Below are 17,134 nucleotides of genomic sequence, written 5' to 3'. Positions count from 1 at the left end.
AATGACTCAATTTAAAATTTAGGCAACTGCCAAGTCGCGATGCTTGATGAACGGCAACGCTCTCTCTACAGCCAAATCGAGGCGAGCTGTCAGCGCATCACTGGCTACTTTGTAATTAACAAACTCAGACTCAGTGGCATAAACGCCGATCGGCAGCGTCAATGCCTGGAAGAAACCGAATAAGGGGCGTAATTGATGTTCGATAATCAGGGCGTGACGGTCGCTGCCACCCGTTGCGGTCAATAACACCGGAACATTAATCAACGCTTCGTGATGAGCCAAATCAAACAAATGCTTGAATAATCCAGTATAAGAACCACGATAGACAGGCGTCCCAACTATCAGCAAATCAGCGGTTTCAATCGCCTCAATATCCTTTTGAATAGGCTCAGGCAACGCTTCGCGAGTACCTGCCGCCCCCAGCAGGCTACTTATTTGCCCTAACTCAATAAGATGGAGCTCAATGGGAATTTGTTCGGCGAGACGTCGGGTTATCTCTTCAATGATAGTTAATGTTCTTGACGGGCGGCCCGCGCCTCCAGAAACAGCAGTTATTTTTAGCTTGTGGCTCATATTGATCTCCAGTTGAATATTTTCTAACTCATCGATTTCACCAGAGTGAACGCGAATAAATTAAATGACATATTGATAAAAGCAGGAACTGTGCCATCGTTTTTACTAAATATAATCAATAAGTTATTAACATAAAGCTGTTTTTATTTGTTGATTATCATGCTGATTTGCTGATGCCGCGCTGCTATAGCAGCATTTTTCATACCCCCGTCTCCGCTATGTAATCAGCTGATATTTTTTAGCCATATCCCTTCTTTGCTGCTGCAGCATAAGCACCCGATCAGCAAAAAACCGGTGTTTCAGCAATCAACTTCAGCCGGAAAATCAATAAATACTTATAAATCAGTGTCCTGATTAGTGGCATATTAAGTGCTCAATAGATATCAAGCGTTCCTGCGATGTACAGACGCTCACTCGTTTTTAACCCAGCGACACTTTTTACAAGGAGCATTTATGCCATCTCTATCAACCGTTCTTACAGAAGCCCCTCTGGAAATCGTTCCCAGACCCAAGGCGCATATCATTAAATCGGATACAGAGGCGATTGAAATCGCTAAAAAATTAGCGGTAGAACTTGGCAAAGAAGCCGCCCTTCGTGACCGGGAACGAATCTTGCCCCGCAAAGAACTTGATCTTTTCTCGCAAAGCGGCTTGTGGGGGATTACGATCCCTAAAGAATACGGCGGAGCGTTCGTATCAAATAAAACCCTAGCCGAGGTGGTGACTATCATTTCCGAAGCGGATCCATGCATCGGCCAAATACCGCAAAATCATCTCTACATGATAGAAGCCATACGTCTTGATGGCACCGAGTTTCAAAAAAAGTATTTCTTCGATTTGGCACTTAAAGGTTTGCGATTCGGTAACGCTTTTTCCGAGATTGGAACCAAACAGGTCACGGATATACAAACCCGTCTCACACCTACCAAAGACGGTTATTTACTGTCGGGCAAGAAATTCTATTCTTCGGGAGCCTTGCTTGCTGACTGGGTTCCTGTCGTAGCAAAAGATGAAAATGACAACACCGTGGTTGCTTTCGTGAAGAAAGGTTCTGATGGCCTAACGGTTATCGACGACTGGTCAAGTTTCGGCCAGCGCACCACAGCCAGCGGCACGACTCTGCTGGAAAATATTTTCGTTCCCTCCGACTATGTATTGCCGCACTATCTTGCCTTTGAAAACCCGACAACCATGGGGCCCATCGCGCAAATTATCCAGGCCGCTGTCGACACGGGTATTGCTCGCGCCGCGCTGAAAGATACGCTGTATTTTGTACGCAACCATACTCGCCCCTGGATAGATACGGATCTGGAGCATGGCTATGAAGACCCGCTGACACTGAAAGATATCGGCAATCTTCAAATTCAGTTACATGCAACCGAGGCTTTGTTAAGCCGGGCCGGTGAATTAATCGATCATGCCCAACTAAAACCCAATGAGAATACAGTCGCGGCCGCATCAATTGCTGTGGCGGAAGCAAAAATATTGAGTACGGAAACCGCTTTGCTGGCGGGCAGCAAACTGTTTGAATTAGCCGGCACCCGCTCAACATTGGGAGAATATAATCTTGACCGTCATTGGCGCAATGCGCGGACTCACACGCTGCATGATCCGGTACGCTGGAAATACTATGCGGTAGGTAATTACGTATTAAACGGGATTAATCCACCTCGCCATCCCTGGTTTTAACTTACAGGGTTTATATCGAAAAAAAGCCCATAGACATGGGCTTTTTGTTGCGTGAGGGTTTAATCCGTCTCTAATGCCTGAATGGCACTTGCCTTCTAAACCTTAACCTTTAAAAGTTGCTCGGCATTCCGGTAAAAAACTTTATCCAGAATATTTTCGTTGAAACCAAGCCCGGCAAAATCGTCAACCGTTTGTTTCAGGTCACGAAACGGGTAAGAGGAACCGAACAGAAGTTGCTCACCTAAATAAGCATTGGCCGCTTCGACATAGAGTTTTGAACCCGGTTGAAAAATATACATGTCAGGGACAAGATAAATATTTGTATAGCGAAAGGCTGCGGCAATAATTTCATTTACAAAAGGATAATAGCCATGAAAACAAATAATATTGAGCAATGGGTATCTTCTAGCCAGCCTGGCTACTGCATTAGGATGGGCATAATCGAAATCAGGCGTTGTCGGGCCGCTCATCAGGCAAACAGGAACGCCAAGATGAATACACGTTTCATACACCGGAAACAGCGAAGGATCGTCAACAGACAAAGCGGGTACAGCAAATCCCGGCTCTATATTGATTGCCCTGAAGTCTAATTGCCTGACCGCTCTTTCAATCTCATCGACCGCATTTTGCTCGCCTCTGGTTTGTATATCCACAGAACCGAGCCCAACCAACTTTGGGCTTTGCGCAACTAACGCTGCAATCTCGTCGTTGCTTATTGTCAGGCTAGGCGTTTCTCTCCCTACCACTACCGCTTTATCCACGCCTGCATGATCAATTTCGGCAAGGTAACCTTCTAACGTATAAGAGCGCCTGAAATGTTCAGTATCTTTTGAGCCCACCCTTTGATTAAGCCATTTAGCCGTCTCAAAAGAGGGGGTATTAGGCGTAGCTCCAAAAAAGTCATGCAAGTAAGCAGGACGGTTTCGCATATCAATAATTTTTTGCATAATTTTTTTATGAGTAAAAGCTGTGGGAAGGATAAGTTCCGTTTAGCGCCCAATCACCCAGATCTTTTAACTTGTAGTCCACGGGGTCATGTAAGGTATAGACGCGCAAATTTCTCCAGAATCGATCCAGCTTGAGATTATTCGTTGTCGCCCTGGCGCCCGCTACTTCAAAGATGCGGGATGTTATATCCAGCCCGGCCTTGCTGATATTGACTTTCGCCGAGAAAACAGCAAGAGCGACTTGACCCCGCTCTTCCACAGTTAGGCTTAAATCTTTTTCCCAGGCATTATCTAAGAGTCTTGCTGCATGATCCGCCAATACCCTTGAACCTTCGAGGCTGGACCAAAACTCGCCATAATGCAAAAGAGTATAAGGATCTTGCTGGATACTTTGGGCTAGAGATCCTGACCAGACACGCGAATTTGTCCGAGTGTATTTCACAGCCTCGGACAATGCCCCTTCGGTAATCCCCAGATAAATATTTGTAAAAATCAATTGTGCAATCAAAGATCTCAGACTGGAAAACGGCGAACTAAAAGGCCCCGGGTTAATCAATAATTCATGTTCCTCTACCCTAAGCTCTTTGAATTCGACACTACCGCTATCGGTTTGACGCTGGCCCATATTATCCCAGTCATGCTTCAGATAAATGCCGGAACGTTGAGTCGGAACAGCGGCCACAATAAACTTTTCGGTCCCCTCTTCAATCGCGGAAATAATCAGGCGATCCGAATCGATTGCGCCGGTACAAAAGCTTTTTTGACCATTGAATACCAGATGATTACCTTGACGCGTTGCGATAGTTCTATTATCCAAGGGATTGAGTGCATTACCCCACCATAAGTTTTTTTCTGCGGTTTCTTTAAATAACTTTTGCCACTGATCTGTTGTTCCATAAAGTCGAATGGTGGCGAGCATAAGAAACTGGAAGGCAAACACTTGAGCCAGGGAGCTATCGGCTTTAGCGATAGTTCTGACAGTTTTATAAATATCCGGCCAATTAGCGCCCAATCCGCCCAATTCCTCTGAAATAAAGAGCTTAAGCAATCCGCTTTCGCGAATGGCTTTCCTTTGCTCCAATGGCGTTCCTCCTATAGCATCGCGTTCGGCAGCTGTTTCGTAAAAATACTGGCCGAGTTGTTCGGCTACTTCATGAATCTGCCCGGTAAATCTCGGACTCAAAAGATCGTCCTGATTGACTAATTTCATTATTTTTAACCTTATGATGTGGATACGAGTTCTTGATGTTGACTAAGGGCTTCACCGAAGGGCCCAGTGAGATTGGTTTTAATGCCAATTTCATGGCTTGGATTGAAATCGACCGGTAGCAATGGAAACAAAAGTTCTGCAACCCGGTATGATTCTTCCAAATGCGGATAGCCGGAAAAAATAAAGTAATCGATCCCCAAGGCGGCATATTCCTTAATCCGGCTGGCCACCTCTTCAGGATTGCCGACTAACGCAGTACCGGCTCCGCCCCTGACCAATCCGACACCCGCCCATAGATTCGGGGAAACGACGAGATTATCCCGACTGCCTTTATGTAAGTCGGTCATCTTTTTTTGTCCTACCGAGTCAAATTTAGCCACTGCGGCCTGTGCGCCGGCGATAGTCTCATCGGTAACATGCGACAGCAGCTCTTCCGCTGCTTTCCAGGCTTCACTGCTGGTTTCTCTGACAATGACATGCAGGCGGATGCCGAATTTTAGCGTTCTACCTAATTTGGCAGCCTCGTTACGCACTTTATTTATTTTTTCGGCGACGGCCTTGGGCGGCTCCCCCCATGTTAAAAACACATCAATGTGCTCTGCACTAAGATCTATAGCGGCATCGGATGAGCCACCGATGAATAAGGGGGGATACGGTTTCTGAATCGAACCGGAAGGAATGCTTGCGCCTTTGATTTTGATGTAATCCCCATCAAAACTCATTGTTTCACCTGAAAGCACAGCTTTCCAGATGGTTAAAAATTCGCCGGCCTCCAAATAGCGTTCATCATGTTTTAAAAAGCTGCCGTCAGCCTGCAACTCAACCGGGTCACCGCCGGCGACAACATTGATCAATAGCCTGCCCCCGGATATGCGGTCCAATGTTGAAGCCATGCGTGCCGATACTGTAGGCGAGGTAAATCCCGGACGGACTGCAACCAAAAATTTGAGATTTTTGGTTTTGTTGATCAATGACGAGGCAATCACCCAAGGGTCTTCGCATGCCCGTCCCGATGGCACCAGTACGCCTTCAAAACCCAAGTTATCAGCTGCTTGTGCGATTTGTTTCAGGTAAGAATAAGTGACGGGCCTGGCGCCGTATTCGGCGCCCAGATAACGGTTATCCCCATGTGTAGGAAGGAACCAGAATATTTTCATTTTAATTTTCCTTTAGAAAGAACTCCCAGTACTTATAGCGATTATCGTGCCATAAAAATTTCGACTCAAATTCATCAAGTTAGACATGGCGCAATATTTTTTGCTGCTTTTTTGCTGCTATAGAAGCAGTCCAGCATTACACGTGCTGATATAGCAGCATGTTTTTGGAAAAATAATGATTGTCCGTATTGTACTAAGCGCAGTTCATTGCATCTGCGCTTAACCTAAGCTATTGACGCTGCTGCTTAAACGGCAAATGCTGCCGGAACAGCAGTTTTATTTTTACAATTGGCACGGTCTCTGCTTCTAGTTTCACAACATCACGCCAATAAATTTAATGGATATGACTTTGAATACAAATACATTTAAGGCTAATAAAAACCGATTGAATGAAAATCTAGAGAGCCCGTTAGAGATTGCGCGACGATTATCTAAACAATTTGCTCTAACTGCGGCTGAGAGAGATTATCAGGGTGGAACGCCCAAGCTGGAAAGAGACCAAATCCGTGAAAGCGGATTGCTTTCTTTGATAATTCCCAAGGAGTATGGCGGACTAGGGGCCAGCTGGTCTGAAGCTATGCTGGTAATCAGGGAGATTGCCAAGGCCGATAGCTCCCTTGCCCATTTATTCGGATTTCAACATTTGATGTTGGCAACGATTTACCTGTTCTCAAAACCGGAACAATGGGAACGATGGTTTGAGCAAACGGCACAGCTCAACTGGTTCTGGGGTAATGCCCTTAATCCGCTCGATGAGCGATTAATTGCCAAGGTATTTCCCAGCTGGTATGAATTTTCGGGTAAAAAAAGCTTTTGCTCCGGTGCGATAGATTCTGAAATGCTCATTATTTCAGCTAAAGAAAAAGTAAATGGCACTCTACTTATTGCTGCAATTCCAACAGGCAGAAGCGGCGTCTCACTGATACAAGACTGGGACAACATAGGCCAACGCCAGACTGATAGCGGCAGTGTCACTTTCGAAAAAGTGCGTGTTGAAGAACATGAAGTTCTCAAAGATCCCGGCCCTTTATCGACACCGTTTTCATGCCTGCGGCCATTAGTCGCTCAATTGATATTAACCAATATTTATTTAGGTATCGCCGAGGGCGCTTTTGAAGACGCCAAGCAATACAGCCTTCATGAAGCAAGGCCATGGCATACCTCAAACATAGCCGCCGTTAATCATGACCCTTATATTCTTAACCATTACGGAGATTTTTGGGTTGGCATTGAAAGCACTAAAGCACTGACTGATCTCGCTGCCATAAGGTTAGATAATGCTTGGCAAAAAAAAACCAAGCTTTCTGAAGATGAACGCGGGGAATTAGCAATCCATGTTAGTTCAGCAAAAGTTTTAGCCACAAGAACGGGTCTGGATATTACGAGTAAGATGTTCGAAGTCATGGGGTCTCGATCCACGCATGCCGGATTAAGACTGGATCGTCACTGGCGAAATCTGAGAACGCACACCCTGCATGATCCATTAGACTATAAACTTAAGGAGCTTGGCGAGTGGGCACTGAACAACGTTTACCCCAAGCCAACGTTTTACTCATGAATACAGTGAATACTCAATTTTTTGATCCCGCTCTAAAAAAAATGTTTGAGATCACGGATATTGACAAGGAAACCCAACAAGCCAATTTGCTGGTTCTACCTAATTCACAAGAGCTGACAAAATCCATCAGAGCCACCGCACAGGTATTTGAAGACCCGAAATCTATTGCGCTACTGGCCCGCATCAAATTAATCGCACCCAGCGACGCCAATGTTCTGATTATAGGTGAAACCGGCACAGGCAAGGAATTGATTGCACGTCATGTCCACAAACTAAGCAACCGAAAAGATAAACCTTTTGTTGCGGTTAATTGCGGAGCTTTTTCAGATACTCTTGTGGAAAGCGAACTATTCGGCCACGAAAAAGGCGCTTTCACGGGCGCATTTACGGCCAAAGCCGGTTGGTTTGAAGCAGCGAATACCGGCACGCTTTTTCTTGATGAAATCGGCGACCTGCCGCTCAGCATTCAAGTAAAACTGCTGCGGGTTCTCCAAGAACGTGAAGTTGTCAGGCTGGGCTCAAGATCGCCCACCACTATTGACGTCAGACTGATAGCAGCGACCAATGTAAGACTGGAAGAAGCGGTTCTGGCCGGTCATTTTCGGGAAGATTTATATTATCGTCTGAGGGTTGCCCATATTGAACTGCCGACACTGCGAAACCGTCCGGGAGATATACTGCCGTTAGCTAAATATTTTATCTCTGAATATACGCGTCGACTGAAATACGGCGATATCAAACTGGACGAACAGGCCAAGAAAAAAATATTGCAACACCCTTGGCCCGGCAATATCAGAGAACTGGAGAATGTTATTCACCATGCCCTGCTTATTTGCAAGAATAATATTGTTAGCGGTGAGGACCTGCAACTTTCTTGCATTCAGCTTCACAAACGAAATGAAGATAGTAAGCCGAACCATGGTTTTGAACAAAACCGGTTAAATGAAGCGCTGCACCAATTATTCGAATCCAATACAGAAAATCTTTATGACCATCTTGAAGATACCATCGTTAGAGCGGCTTATAACTATTGCCACAACAACGCGGTTCAAACAGCAAAATTACTGGGGATTAGCCGAAATATCGTAAGAGCAAGATTGATTAAAATGGGTGCAATTAATGCCATCCGATAAAGGGTTCATTAAATTGATTACTAAAAACCCTTTAAAGGGATTCGTCCATGCTGGCGTTTTAAAACTGTCATTATGCTTAGCGCTCAAGAAAATCTTCACTATTGAATAGCGATATATCATGAAAAATCTGGTTAAAATTTCCTCATCCAATTTACCCACGGAATTTGGCGATTATGTGATTCATGCATACAAAGACATCAGGACTTCCGTTGAACATGTGGCATTGATCATGGGCATAGTGCATTTAAAAGAGAATGTGCTCACGAGAATTCATTCAGAATGCCTTACCGGAGATATTTTTTCTTCAAACCGTTGTGATTGCGGAAAACAATTAAAGCTGGCCCAGCAATTGATTGCGGAAGAAAATACCGGAATCATTATTTATCTTCGTGATCATGAAGGCAGAGGTATAGGTCTTGGCAATAAGATTCGCGCTTACGCGCTTCAAGATCGAGGCCTTGATACCGTCGAAGCCAATATTGCTTTAGGTCTTCCTGTAGATGGACGCTCCTTTGAAATTGCGTCGGAGATCCTTGAAAACATCAATGTCGGTTCGATTAGACTGATGAGCAATAACCCTGACAAATTCAATGCCATTAAAAAGCTTGGTATTTCTATTAATGGTTTAGTTCCGTTAGCAATTGCACCCAATAAAAGCAATTTTCACTACCTGCAAACTAAACGGTTGAAATTAGGGCATCTGTTAAAGAATGCGTATGAAGCAAGTTGAGTAGTTTGGCTGATCTCCTTAAACTGTCCAGGAATGGTAGTACCATGAATAGAGAAGTTTGTCCGAGTTGCGGTTTTGGTCGCCATAAAAAATGGTCATTTACGGAACGGCAAACAGAATGACTATTGTAAGGATTGTAATCGATAGTTTGTGGCCGACTGTGAGTTTAAGACTATTGGGAAGGAAACCCGGAAATTAATTAAAACAGCTCTGTTAGAGCGTAACTTGCTGCGGGGGATTCGCCAGATTCGGAGTCAGCCTGAGCTGGCTGCCGGGCTTCATTACGGCCCTGTGGTAGCTTGCCACCGACCCAGCAAACCGGCCTTCTCAAAAAAGATGGCTAATCATATCGGCTGCCACTATAACCAAACTGGAAAGTCTGTAGCATTACATGTATAGCACCACCGAATGCCAGTTCTCGCTGATGCTCGAACCGGCGTATTCCGGCCTAATTTCGTGGTAACTGAAGCAGCGAGCGAGCGCCTAATCTTCTAATTGCTGAATGCCATCCAGATACCATTTGGGCTGGATGCTGACTTTCGGTTTAATAAAATGCCAGACTTCCCGGACTTGAGCCGCTTGAGCATTGCTGTCTTCGCGCATGATGGAATCAAACAGCACCACGGCTTCAAGTTCCGAACCGACTTCCCTGACTTCCAGCAGTTCCGCTTCCAGTTTTAGTATCTCGGTGCGGTTTTCAGTATTGGATGCTCTAAGCTGATCCTGAATTTCGGCAAATACTTTATCTGTAGTTAAGCCCCTGATTTCGGCAAGATCGCGATCATCCCAGGCTTTTTGCAGGTTGGAAAAAGCTGTTTTAGCGCCGCTAAGGAAAGCCTGTTGATCGAAGTCTTTGGGAATAACCGCATTAACGAATCCGGCATCCTGTTGGACAGGTTGAGCATAAGCTCCGGCATTTTTATCTTTATCGAACAGGATGTCGGTATTAAAACCTGCCGGTTCATCATGAGCTGCCTGATGGGGATGATAGTTTGCAGCGCCATCCTGATAGCTTTGATCGGCAGTACGGTCGTAGGCAGGCCGTTGAGCAGTTCCCGCTTTTTTAGCAATAAACAATTTGTAAAGTAAAAAAGCAATCCCGCCGAAAACGAGTATGTCCATAAAATTAATGCCGTGAAAACCGCCGCCGGCAAACAGCGAGCCTAATAATCCACCCAATGCCAAACCGCCCAATATGCCCATTAAGCCACCACGGTTGGCCCAGCCCGGTTTGGGAGCCTGGTTCGGCGTAGCCGCTTGCTGTGGGTTTTGGTTAGCCGGGCGTGACGGTGGCGTTGCAGAGCGTTGATAGGGCGTGCTGTAGGAGGGTCTGCTGCCAAAAGAACTGCCGCCGCCGAAGCGTTTGGCATTGGCGTCCGACATCCCGCCTAAAGATAAGGAAAGAGCGATCAATACGGTAACAATAATTCCGGTATATTTGTTCATACACTCACAAAGATAAATTAAGTTAAGTTTCTACACATCATTGGGGCGAATACTTAAACAACAAGTTATTTCGTCTTTAATAGCATAGCATTGGGCGTATGCTTTCAGCACTACGCAAATTCTCTTGTTATCTTTTCACTGCAACAGCAATGGGTTGCTCCGTTGGTTTTAGACAGGCCGGAAAAACTGGCTTAGGAGCGGCGTATGATTTTAAACCTCATCCAATTCCAGCTCTTCCGCGCTGGGCGGTTCTATTTTGGGTTCAAATAATCGATAAAGAACCGGGATTAATAAAATTGTCATTACCGTCGCGCTAAATAAGCCCCAAACAATGACTGTCGCCAACGGACGCTGTACGTCCGAACCTAACCCGGTAGCCAGCGATGCAGGAACCAGGCCGAGAATAGCGACCAATGAAGCGATTAAAATGGGCCGTATACAGCGAACAGAACCCTGGATGATGGCGGGTTCCAACGCGGTTCCTGCCAGTCGTAATTCGGTGATGGTACGCACCATCAGCACACCGTTCATAATAGACACGCCGAAAACCGCGGCAAAGCCCACACCTGAAGAAACATTGAGGTTCATCTCGCGAAAATACAGGGCGGCCGCCCCGCCGACAAATGCAAAAGGAATGGCCAGCAGTAAAGTGAGTGAGGCGCGTAATGAACCGAAAGTAACCACTAACAGTAAGAAAATCACCCCAATACTGGCAGGCACCAATATTTTAAAATGTTGTCCGGCACGCTCCAGGTTTTCAAACATTCCCAGCCATGCAACACGGTAGCCGCCAGGCACCTCAATTTCCTGCTTAAAAAGGCGCTGCGCCTCTGCGACAAAACTGCCCTGGTCACGGCCGATAATGTCGGTGCGAACCGTCAACCGTCGCCGACCGTCATCCCGTGCAATCAACGTCTGGCCGTCGATAATGTCAATATGAGCCACCTGCGCCAACGGGATAGGAATACCTTCGGAATTATAGACAGGCAACCGGCCGATCGCGGCAGGTGAGCGTAAATATTCACGGGCAAAGCGTGCGGCAATGTCGATGCGGCGCTCGCCTTCGAACAGATTACCGATAGGCGAGCCCCCGATCGCAGTATCGATTAAGCGGGTGACGTCTTCTACGCTGACGTTGTAGCGCGCGCAAAGAGAGCGATCCGGTTTTATCACCAGTTGCGGTTGCGGCCCTTCCTGTTCAATGCTGACGTCCATTGAGCCGGGTACCTTTTTCAATAAATCCAGAGTCTTTCGCGCCAGGCTCAGCAAAACAGTGGAATCGGCGCCTGAAAACTCAACGGCAAGATTCGCAGAGGTACCGTTAGCGTCTTCAGTGACACTATCGATAATAGGCTGGGTGAAATTAAAACGGGTCGTAGGAAACTCCGTCCGGAAGCGAGTCCCCAACGCGGCGACTAATTCCTGCTTGCGGGTGAATTTCACCCATTGATCTTTCGGTTTAGGGCCAATCAGCATTTCTATCCGGCTGGGCGGATAAGGATCCGTACCGCTATCGCTTCGGCCTGCCTGGACGACAATAAAATCGACATCAGGAAATTCCAGCGCAATTTCACGTAAACGTTGGCCGAATTTGGAGGTTTGCTGTAACGCAGTCCCTTCGGGGAAGTTGGCGCGCACCCAAACAACGCCTTCGTCCATATAGGGTAAAAATTCCGTGCCCAACCGAGGTAAAATTATTGTCAGGCTGCCTGCCAGAATCGCCACGGCTAAAACGATAGTGCGCCAGCGGAAGCGTAACAGCGTTTCCAGCAATGCGGAATAACGAGGATAAAGCCACGTTAAAAGCGGATTTTCCCAGTCCCGATAGCCGTTCCGGAATAAAATACTGGCTAAAGCAGGCACCACAAAAATAGCGAATAACATCGCGCCAAACAACGCAAACAAAATCGTTAACGCCATCGGTCGAAACAGCAGGCCTTCAATATGGGTAAGCGTTAACAGCGGTAAGAACGCGCCGACAATCATCAGGATTGAAAAAAATACCGGGCGTTCCACTTCCAAAGAAGCGGTTAATACGGTTTTAGCAACGCCGCTATGGCTTTCTTTACGGCTTGCTTCATGTAAACGGTGGGCAATGTTTTCCGCCATGATCACGGAACCATCGACGATAATGCCGAAGTCGATAGCGCCAATGGATAAGAGCCCAATCGGAATGCCGAAAGCATTCATTAAAACTAATGCAAATAACAGCGAAAAAGGAATTGTTAATGCCACCAGCAAAGCCAGGGAAGGCCGGCCCAGGAAAAACAACAGTACTAGCGTGACCAGCGATATCCCCAGCAAGACGCTGTGGCCCACAGTATGCCGGGTACTCTCAACCAGTACCGAACGGTCGTAAAAAGGAACAATACTGACGCCTTGGGGCAAGTCGACCTGGTTTAATTCCCCGATAACGGTTTTAACATTACCGAGAACATCAGAGGTATTTTCCCCTCTTCGCATCAACACGATGCCTTCAATGGTTTCGTTGTTATGATCTTTGCTTAAGATGCCGGAAGGCACTTTAGCGTCAATTTCAACATCGGCGACATCATGGACATAGATCGGCGTTCCTCCGAAGGATTTGATAAAGATGTCGCCGATTTCCGAAACATCTTGTAGCGCGCCCCGGCCGCGAATCACAAAGGACATGCTGCCCCTTGACAGTACGCTGCCGCCGGCGCTTTCGTTATTGCTCTGAATGGCATCGACCACATCGGTCAGGGACAGCCCAAAGCGTTGCAATTGGGCCGGGTTCATCAGCACCGCGTACTGCTTTTCAAAACCGCCAAAGTTAGTGACATCGGCGACTCCTGAAGCACGTAATAAATGCGGAATCACTATCCAGTCATGGATTGAACGAAGTTCGGTTAGATCGTAACGACCGTCCGAGACTAATTCATAGCGTAAAATTTCACCATAAGCCGTTGCCAACGGGCCTAATTCCGCCGAGGCCCCCGAGGGCAAATCCAGGCCGGTTAATTTTTCCTGTATGCGTTGCCTGGCCCAGTAAGCGTCAACGCCTTCTTCGAAGATCAGTTGAACGACAGATAAGCCGAAAATGGTGCGCGAGCGAATGGTATCTACCTTTGGTACATTACGCATTTGAATTTCTATCGGTACTGTGACCTGGCGTTCGACCTCTTCGGGGGCTCGTCCCGGATAAACGGTGATCACTTGCACCATCTGCGCGGAAATATCAGGATAAGCGTCGATCTGCATCCGGGAAAAAGACCATAAGCCCAAAATAATAATCGCAACCGTAGCGCCTAAAACCGTCAGGCGATAATGCATCGCCTTTTTAAGCAATTGCGGAATCATGGTTTAACGCCTTCAGGTTGCATGGCTTTGTTGGCATCTTCATTGAGCAAAGCTTGAACCAGCATGGGTTTTAACAATATTGCGCCATTGCCGATAATTTTCTCTCCGCCCTGTAAGCCGCTAAGAATTTCAACCCGGTCGCCAATGCTTTCGCCTACCTGGACTTCGGTAATCCGCCATAAGCCGGGGCCATCGGCAATAAACACAAAATCCGCATTTTGACTGTGCAGAACGCCATCGGTAGGCACCAATATCGCCGCGCGCGGATCGGTTCCCAAGCCGATTTCCGCATACATGCCCGGTTTAAATTGATTGTTGGCATCCTGTAATTCAAAAAATACCCGTAAGGTATGGCGTTGAGCCGATAACGTCGGCGCCAGGCTTTTTACTTTACCGATAAAAGTCTGATCGGGCAGACCGTAAAACTTGGCGACACAAGCTTGTCCAACGGATACCCAGCTGATTCTTAACTCCGGCACATCGGCCATGATTAACGAAGTGCCTGGGGTGGCATTTTCCAATAACAGCGGATCGACGCCTTCCTGCAGTAATGTTCTTTCCAGCGCAGCGCGGCTGCGGGCTGCCATCGTTAACGCGGTTTCCGCCTCATATACCGACTTTTGGCCTTCCAGTTGCACTTGCAGCAAATTGGCTTCGGCGGCGGTTAAATCCCTGATGGCTTCGGTTCCGGTGGCCACGAGTTTTCGCAGCCGGTCAACCGCCAGTTTTTGCGAATTGTATTGCGCCGCTGTGAGTTCGCGAATTTTGACCAAGCGCTTGGTGTTGAATTCCTTTTCAGCCCGCGCCCGTTGCCAGTCTGCATAAACTCCGGAAAGTTCAATGCTGTTAAATTGCCAACGGTCTTCCATAGGACTGGAGCCGGCCGGTAAACGCGCGACTACGGCACCGGTAACCAGCAGTAACGGCGTGGTTATTTGGTCCTTTTGCACATCCGAAATATTAAATTTTTGTTCCAGCAAGCTTCCCGGTTGCACCGCAATGGTCCGAGGCCCGACAAGCTGTACAACCGCTGAATTATCAACAGGTTTTTGCTCGGCTTCAGTCTGTTGCCACAGTCCGGGCGTCAGCAGGGCAATGGATAATAAAGATATTAATAAGGCTGTTAAGTAGACTTTTGATCGAACAAAGCTGCGCGGCAGGTTGAATTTAACACGGAATGAAGAACTCATAATTTATCGCAATATTTCTTTACCGATAACGGCGTTGAGTTGATATAAAGAATGCCAGTAACTGGACCGACCGTTGATGTGCATACGATAGGTTTCAAGATATATTCGTTGTGCGTCCAGTACCTCTATCAGCGTTTTACCGCCCAGTGCATAGGCTTGGTTGATTTTATCGCGGACATTTTTAGCGGCTTCCAATTGACCGGGATCATCATTGATTAAAATCTGATAGGCTGAGGCAAAAGTGTTTACGGCCTGGTCGATTTCACTGCGTAAATTGACATACTGCAATTGCAGATTAAATTGCGACTGGGATAAAACGGATTTTGCTTTGGCAATATTGCCCTGATTCCGGTCGAAAAGAGGAACAATAACATCAACGCCTGCGCCCCAGGAATTTGCATCGGGAAAACCAATGGCCTGCTGCTGAAATTGCCGGGTAAGACCAATTTTGGGGGTAACTTGCGGGTAGGCTTTGCTTTCCTGCAAGGCGATATCGGCACCGGCTTTATCCAATTGCCTTTGCATGGAAACCAGGTCCGGGCGGTTTTCTTCGGCCAATTTAAAAGCCGTATCGATTGACAGCGGTTTTACCGGCGACTCAACTTCCAGGGTTCCTTTAACCGTAATTGGAATATCATCGGCAATGCCCAATAAAGAGCGCAATTGATTTAATGCCGCAATTAATTCAAGTTCCCGTGCATGAATGTCGCGGTGGCTGCTGAAAATGGACAGTCGTATACGGTCCGCCTCAATAGTGCCCACCCCGCCAAGCGATACCCGGTTAAGAATAATCTGCTCCATTTTAAGCAGGTTGTCCTGGTTTTCCTGCGCCAGTTCCAGCATTGCCTGCGCTTCAAGAACAGAATAAAACGCGGAAATCGTTCCGGCTATTCTAAGGCGAAGGGTATTGGCAAAATCGGCTGAAGCAATATCCACCCCAAGCCGCCCGGAGACTATCGCTGCGGTACGCTTGCCGAATAAAAACCAGTCGATAGGCATCGCAATCCCAATATCAATTTGCGGCGGGCCGCCTTGCCGATCAACGGTAAATCTTTTATCCAGGGGTATTAACGAGCCACCGGCGGAAAAGTCGGGATTCGGCAGCAATCCGGCGGTAATTAAATCCGCTTCCGCCTGATTAATGCTTTCAAAAGCGGCCAAAATAACCGGGTCGGCTTTTAGCGCGGTTTGAACGGCCTGATTTAAATTAAATTCCTGGGGTTGGATTTTTTTAGGGATCGGGTTTGGCTTTTGTTCCGGCAAAGCCTGTTTTTCTTCAGGAAAGGATTTAACGCCGGGTAGCTTGGCTTCCTGCGTATAAATGGGTAATGGGACGGGTTTATATTCTTGCATGCCGCATGCATTTAAAAACACCAGGCTGAATAAGCCTATCAAATTCCGTTTGGGTTTAATGATTCTATTCATTGTCTTAAGGCGGCATTGGCGACTGGTTGAGATTTCGGATTTAAATGCATCATGCCTAGCTTGAAAGCGCCAATAAATGAAGCGATGAGTCGTTGAACAAATTGCGCGATAGTATATCCCATAACGAGTCATCGACTATCCATGTAAGTTGTTCAAAATTAGGTGAAGAGGAAATATTATTGTTCGTGATATGCCGATTTGAAATGGTGCGGCTGTGGATAGTGTATAATTTTTCTTTTGCATCTTTATGACAGATAAAAATTAACAGCAACGCCTAAATTAGATGTTTTTTTTAATACCATAGTCCGAATGCTCATAACACTTCGCAAATTTACCGTCATTTTTCTCGCAGTACTGCAACTGATTGCACCGTTGGTGCATGCGCATGTCGGAGAAAAAGTCGGCTCATTGCCAAATCCCGGCTTGGGAGTATTACATGTTCCAGGCCTTGAAATGTATAGTGTTGATTATGATGAATCGGCTTCCCCGGTAAAAGCGTTTCACGGTAACGTTTTTACGCATGATTTCAGTGCCGACGGGATGCTTATCGGCATTGATACAGGCATTAAATTTAGGCCGTTCAATGCGGCTGCGGATTTGGACAATAGTTACTATCTGCATCAACAGACGACACTATTTAAAACGGCATTATCAGCCACGGATACTAATTTTTCCCCGCAACCGCAGCAATTCGTCTATCGCTTGCTTATCCCTTCGCTTTCCCCTCGCGCTCCTCCTGCTCAATAAATTTCCAC

Annotated in this window: 13 protein-coding genes; 5 read left to right on the top strand and 8 right to left on the bottom strand. The window is 46.7% G+C overall.

The annotated features are described in order from the left end of the window. Positions 1-18: 18 nt before the first annotated feature. Positions 19-573, bottom strand: coding sequence for an FMN reductase (gene msuE / locus V7051_RS03330; protein WP_333873473.1), 555 nt, complete (start codon positions 571-573; stop codon positions 19-21). Positions 574-1,026: 453 nt separating this feature from the next. Here msuE and V7051_RS03325 point away from each other — a divergent pair, with 453 nt between their 5' ends. After that, positions 1,027-2,262, top strand: coding sequence for an SfnB family sulfur acquisition oxidoreductase (locus V7051_RS03325; protein ID WP_333873472.1), 1,236 nt, complete (start codon positions 1,027-1,029; stop codon positions 2,260-2,262). Between the two features lie 95 nt (positions 2,263-2,357). On the opposite strand, the gene V7051_RS03320 is transcribed toward V7051_RS03325, so the two are convergent. From V7051_RS03320 to ssuD, 3 genes are read right to left on the bottom strand one after another with little or no spacing between them, the layout of a single operon-like run. After that, entirely contained in the window at positions 2,358-3,209 is an 852-nt protein-coding gene (locus V7051_RS03320; protein ID WP_333873471.1) for an amidohydrolase family protein, read from the bottom strand. 7 nt (positions 3,210-3,216) lie between these two features. Continuing rightward, complete coding sequence (locus tag V7051_RS03315; protein WP_333873470.1) at positions 3,217-4,419, bottom strand: acyl-CoA dehydrogenase family protein; 1,203 nt, start codon at positions 4,417-4,419, stop codon at positions 3,217-3,219. A gap of 11 nt (positions 4,420-4,430) precedes the next feature. Then, positions 4,431-5,576, bottom strand: a complete 1,146-nt coding sequence (ssuD, locus tag V7051_RS03310; RefSeq protein ID WP_333873469.1) for an FMNH2-dependent alkanesulfonate monooxygenase — start codon at positions 5,574-5,576, stop codon at positions 4,431-4,433. Between the two features lie 349 nt (positions 5,577-5,925). Between ssuD and V7051_RS03305 the strand changes: the two genes are divergently transcribed. The 3 genes from V7051_RS03305 (at position 5,926) to ribA (ending at position 8,997) form a co-directional block, all read left to right on the top strand. Continuing rightward, positions 5,926-7,134 (top strand): acyl-CoA dehydrogenase family protein, encoded by a 1,209-nt coding sequence (locus V7051_RS03305; RefSeq protein WP_333873468.1) that lies wholly within the window; start codon positions 5,926-5,928, stop codon positions 7,132-7,134. After that, a complete protein-coding gene (locus V7051_RS03300; protein WP_333873467.1) occupies positions 7,131-8,267 on the top strand; it encodes a sigma-54 interaction domain-containing protein in 1,137 nt (378 codons plus the stop codon). The genes V7051_RS03305 and V7051_RS03300 overlap by 4 nt, the downstream gene beginning before the upstream one ends. A gap of 118 nt (positions 8,268-8,385) precedes the next feature. After that, positions 8,386-8,997, top strand: coding sequence for a GTP cyclohydrolase II (gene ribA / locus V7051_RS03295; RefSeq protein WP_333873466.1), 612 nt, complete (start codon positions 8,386-8,388; stop codon positions 8,995-8,997). A gap of 483 nt (positions 8,998-9,480) precedes the next feature. Here the strand turns inward: ribA and V7051_RS03290 are convergent, their stop codons facing one another. The 4 genes from V7051_RS03290 to V7051_RS03275 all read right to left on the bottom strand — a co-directional run bounded on the left by V7051_RS03290 (position 9,481) and on the right by V7051_RS03275 (position 16,307). Beyond that, positions 9,481-10,443, bottom strand: coding sequence for a Tim44 domain-containing protein (locus tag V7051_RS03290; RefSeq protein ID WP_333873465.1), 963 nt, complete (start codon positions 10,441-10,443; stop codon positions 9,481-9,483). A gap of 210 nt (positions 10,444-10,653) precedes the next feature. After that, positions 10,654-13,764, bottom strand: coding sequence for an efflux RND transporter permease subunit (locus V7051_RS03285; protein WP_333873464.1), 3,111 nt, complete (start codon positions 13,762-13,764; stop codon positions 10,654-10,656). Continuing rightward, positions 13,761-14,954 carry an efflux RND transporter periplasmic adaptor subunit gene (locus V7051_RS03280; protein WP_333873463.1) on the bottom strand — a complete coding sequence of 398 codons (1,194 nt, stop codon included), beginning with the start codon at positions 14,952-14,954 and terminating at the stop codon, positions 13,761-13,763. Before V7051_RS03280 ends, V7051_RS03285 begins: the two co-directional genes overlap by 4 nt. Positions 14,955-14,957: 3 nt before the next feature. Beyond that, positions 14,958-16,307: a TolC family protein gene (locus V7051_RS03275; protein WP_334181120.1), complete on the bottom strand. Its 1,350-nt coding sequence runs from the start codon at positions 16,305-16,307 to the stop codon at positions 14,958-14,960. Between the two features lie 381 nt (positions 16,308-16,688). Between V7051_RS03275 and V7051_RS03270 the strand changes: the two genes are divergently transcribed. Then, a complete protein-coding gene (locus V7051_RS03270; RefSeq protein WP_333873461.1) occupies positions 16,689-17,126 on the top strand; it encodes a hypothetical protein in 438 nt (145 codons plus the stop codon). The last annotated feature ends 8 nt before the right edge of the window (positions 17,127-17,134 follow it).

Source organism: Methylobacter sp., from assembly GCF_036845245.1.
Taxonomy (GTDB): Bacteria; Pseudomonadota; Gammaproteobacteria; order Methylococcales; family Methylomonadaceae; genus Methylobacter_A.
The sequence above is the reverse complement of the archived record's forward strand: the minus strand, read 5'-3'. Positions and strand labels throughout refer to the sequence as shown.

Coding starts and splice junctions, on each gene's coding strand:
- msuE (WP_333873473.1), bottom strand. CDS start 573: ATGAGCCACAAGCTAAAAATAACTGCTGTTTCTGGAGGCGCGGGCCGC.
- V7051_RS03325 (WP_333873472.1), top strand. CDS start 1,027: ATGCCATCTCTATCAACCGTTCTTACAGAAGCCCCTCTGGAAATCGTT.
- V7051_RS03320 (WP_333873471.1), bottom strand. CDS start 3,209: ATGCAAAAAATTATTGATATGCGAAACCGTCCTGCTTACTTGCATGAC.
- V7051_RS03315 (WP_333873470.1), bottom strand. CDS start 4,419: ATGAAATTAGTCAATCAGGACGATCTTTTGAGTCCGAGATTTACCGGG.
- ssuD (WP_333873469.1), bottom strand. CDS start 5,576: ATGAAAATATTCTGGTTCCTTCCTACACATGGGGATAACCGTTATCTG.
- V7051_RS03300 (WP_333873467.1), top strand. CDS start 7,131: ATGAATACAGTGAATACTCAATTTTTTGATCCCGCTCTAAAAAAAATG.
- ribA (WP_333873466.1), top strand. CDS start 8,386: ATGAAAAATCTGGTTAAAATTTCCTCATCCAATTTACCCACGGAATTT.
- V7051_RS03290 (WP_333873465.1), bottom strand. CDS start 10,443: ATGAACAAATATACCGGAATTATTGTTACCGTATTGATCGCTCTTTCC.
- V7051_RS03285 (WP_333873464.1), bottom strand. CDS start 13,764: ATGATTCCGCAATTGCTTAAAAAGGCGATGCATTATCGCCTGACGGTT.
- V7051_RS03280 (WP_333873463.1), bottom strand. CDS start 14,954: ATGAGTTCTTCATTCCGTGTTAAATTCAACCTGCCGCGCAGCTTTGTT.
- V7051_RS03275 (WP_334181120.1), bottom strand. CDS start 16,307: ATGCAAGAATATAAACCCGTCCCATTACCCATTTATACGCAGGAAGCC.
- V7051_RS03270 (WP_333873461.1), top strand. CDS start 16,689: ATGCTCATAACACTTCGCAAATTTACCGTCATTTTTCTCGCAGTACTG.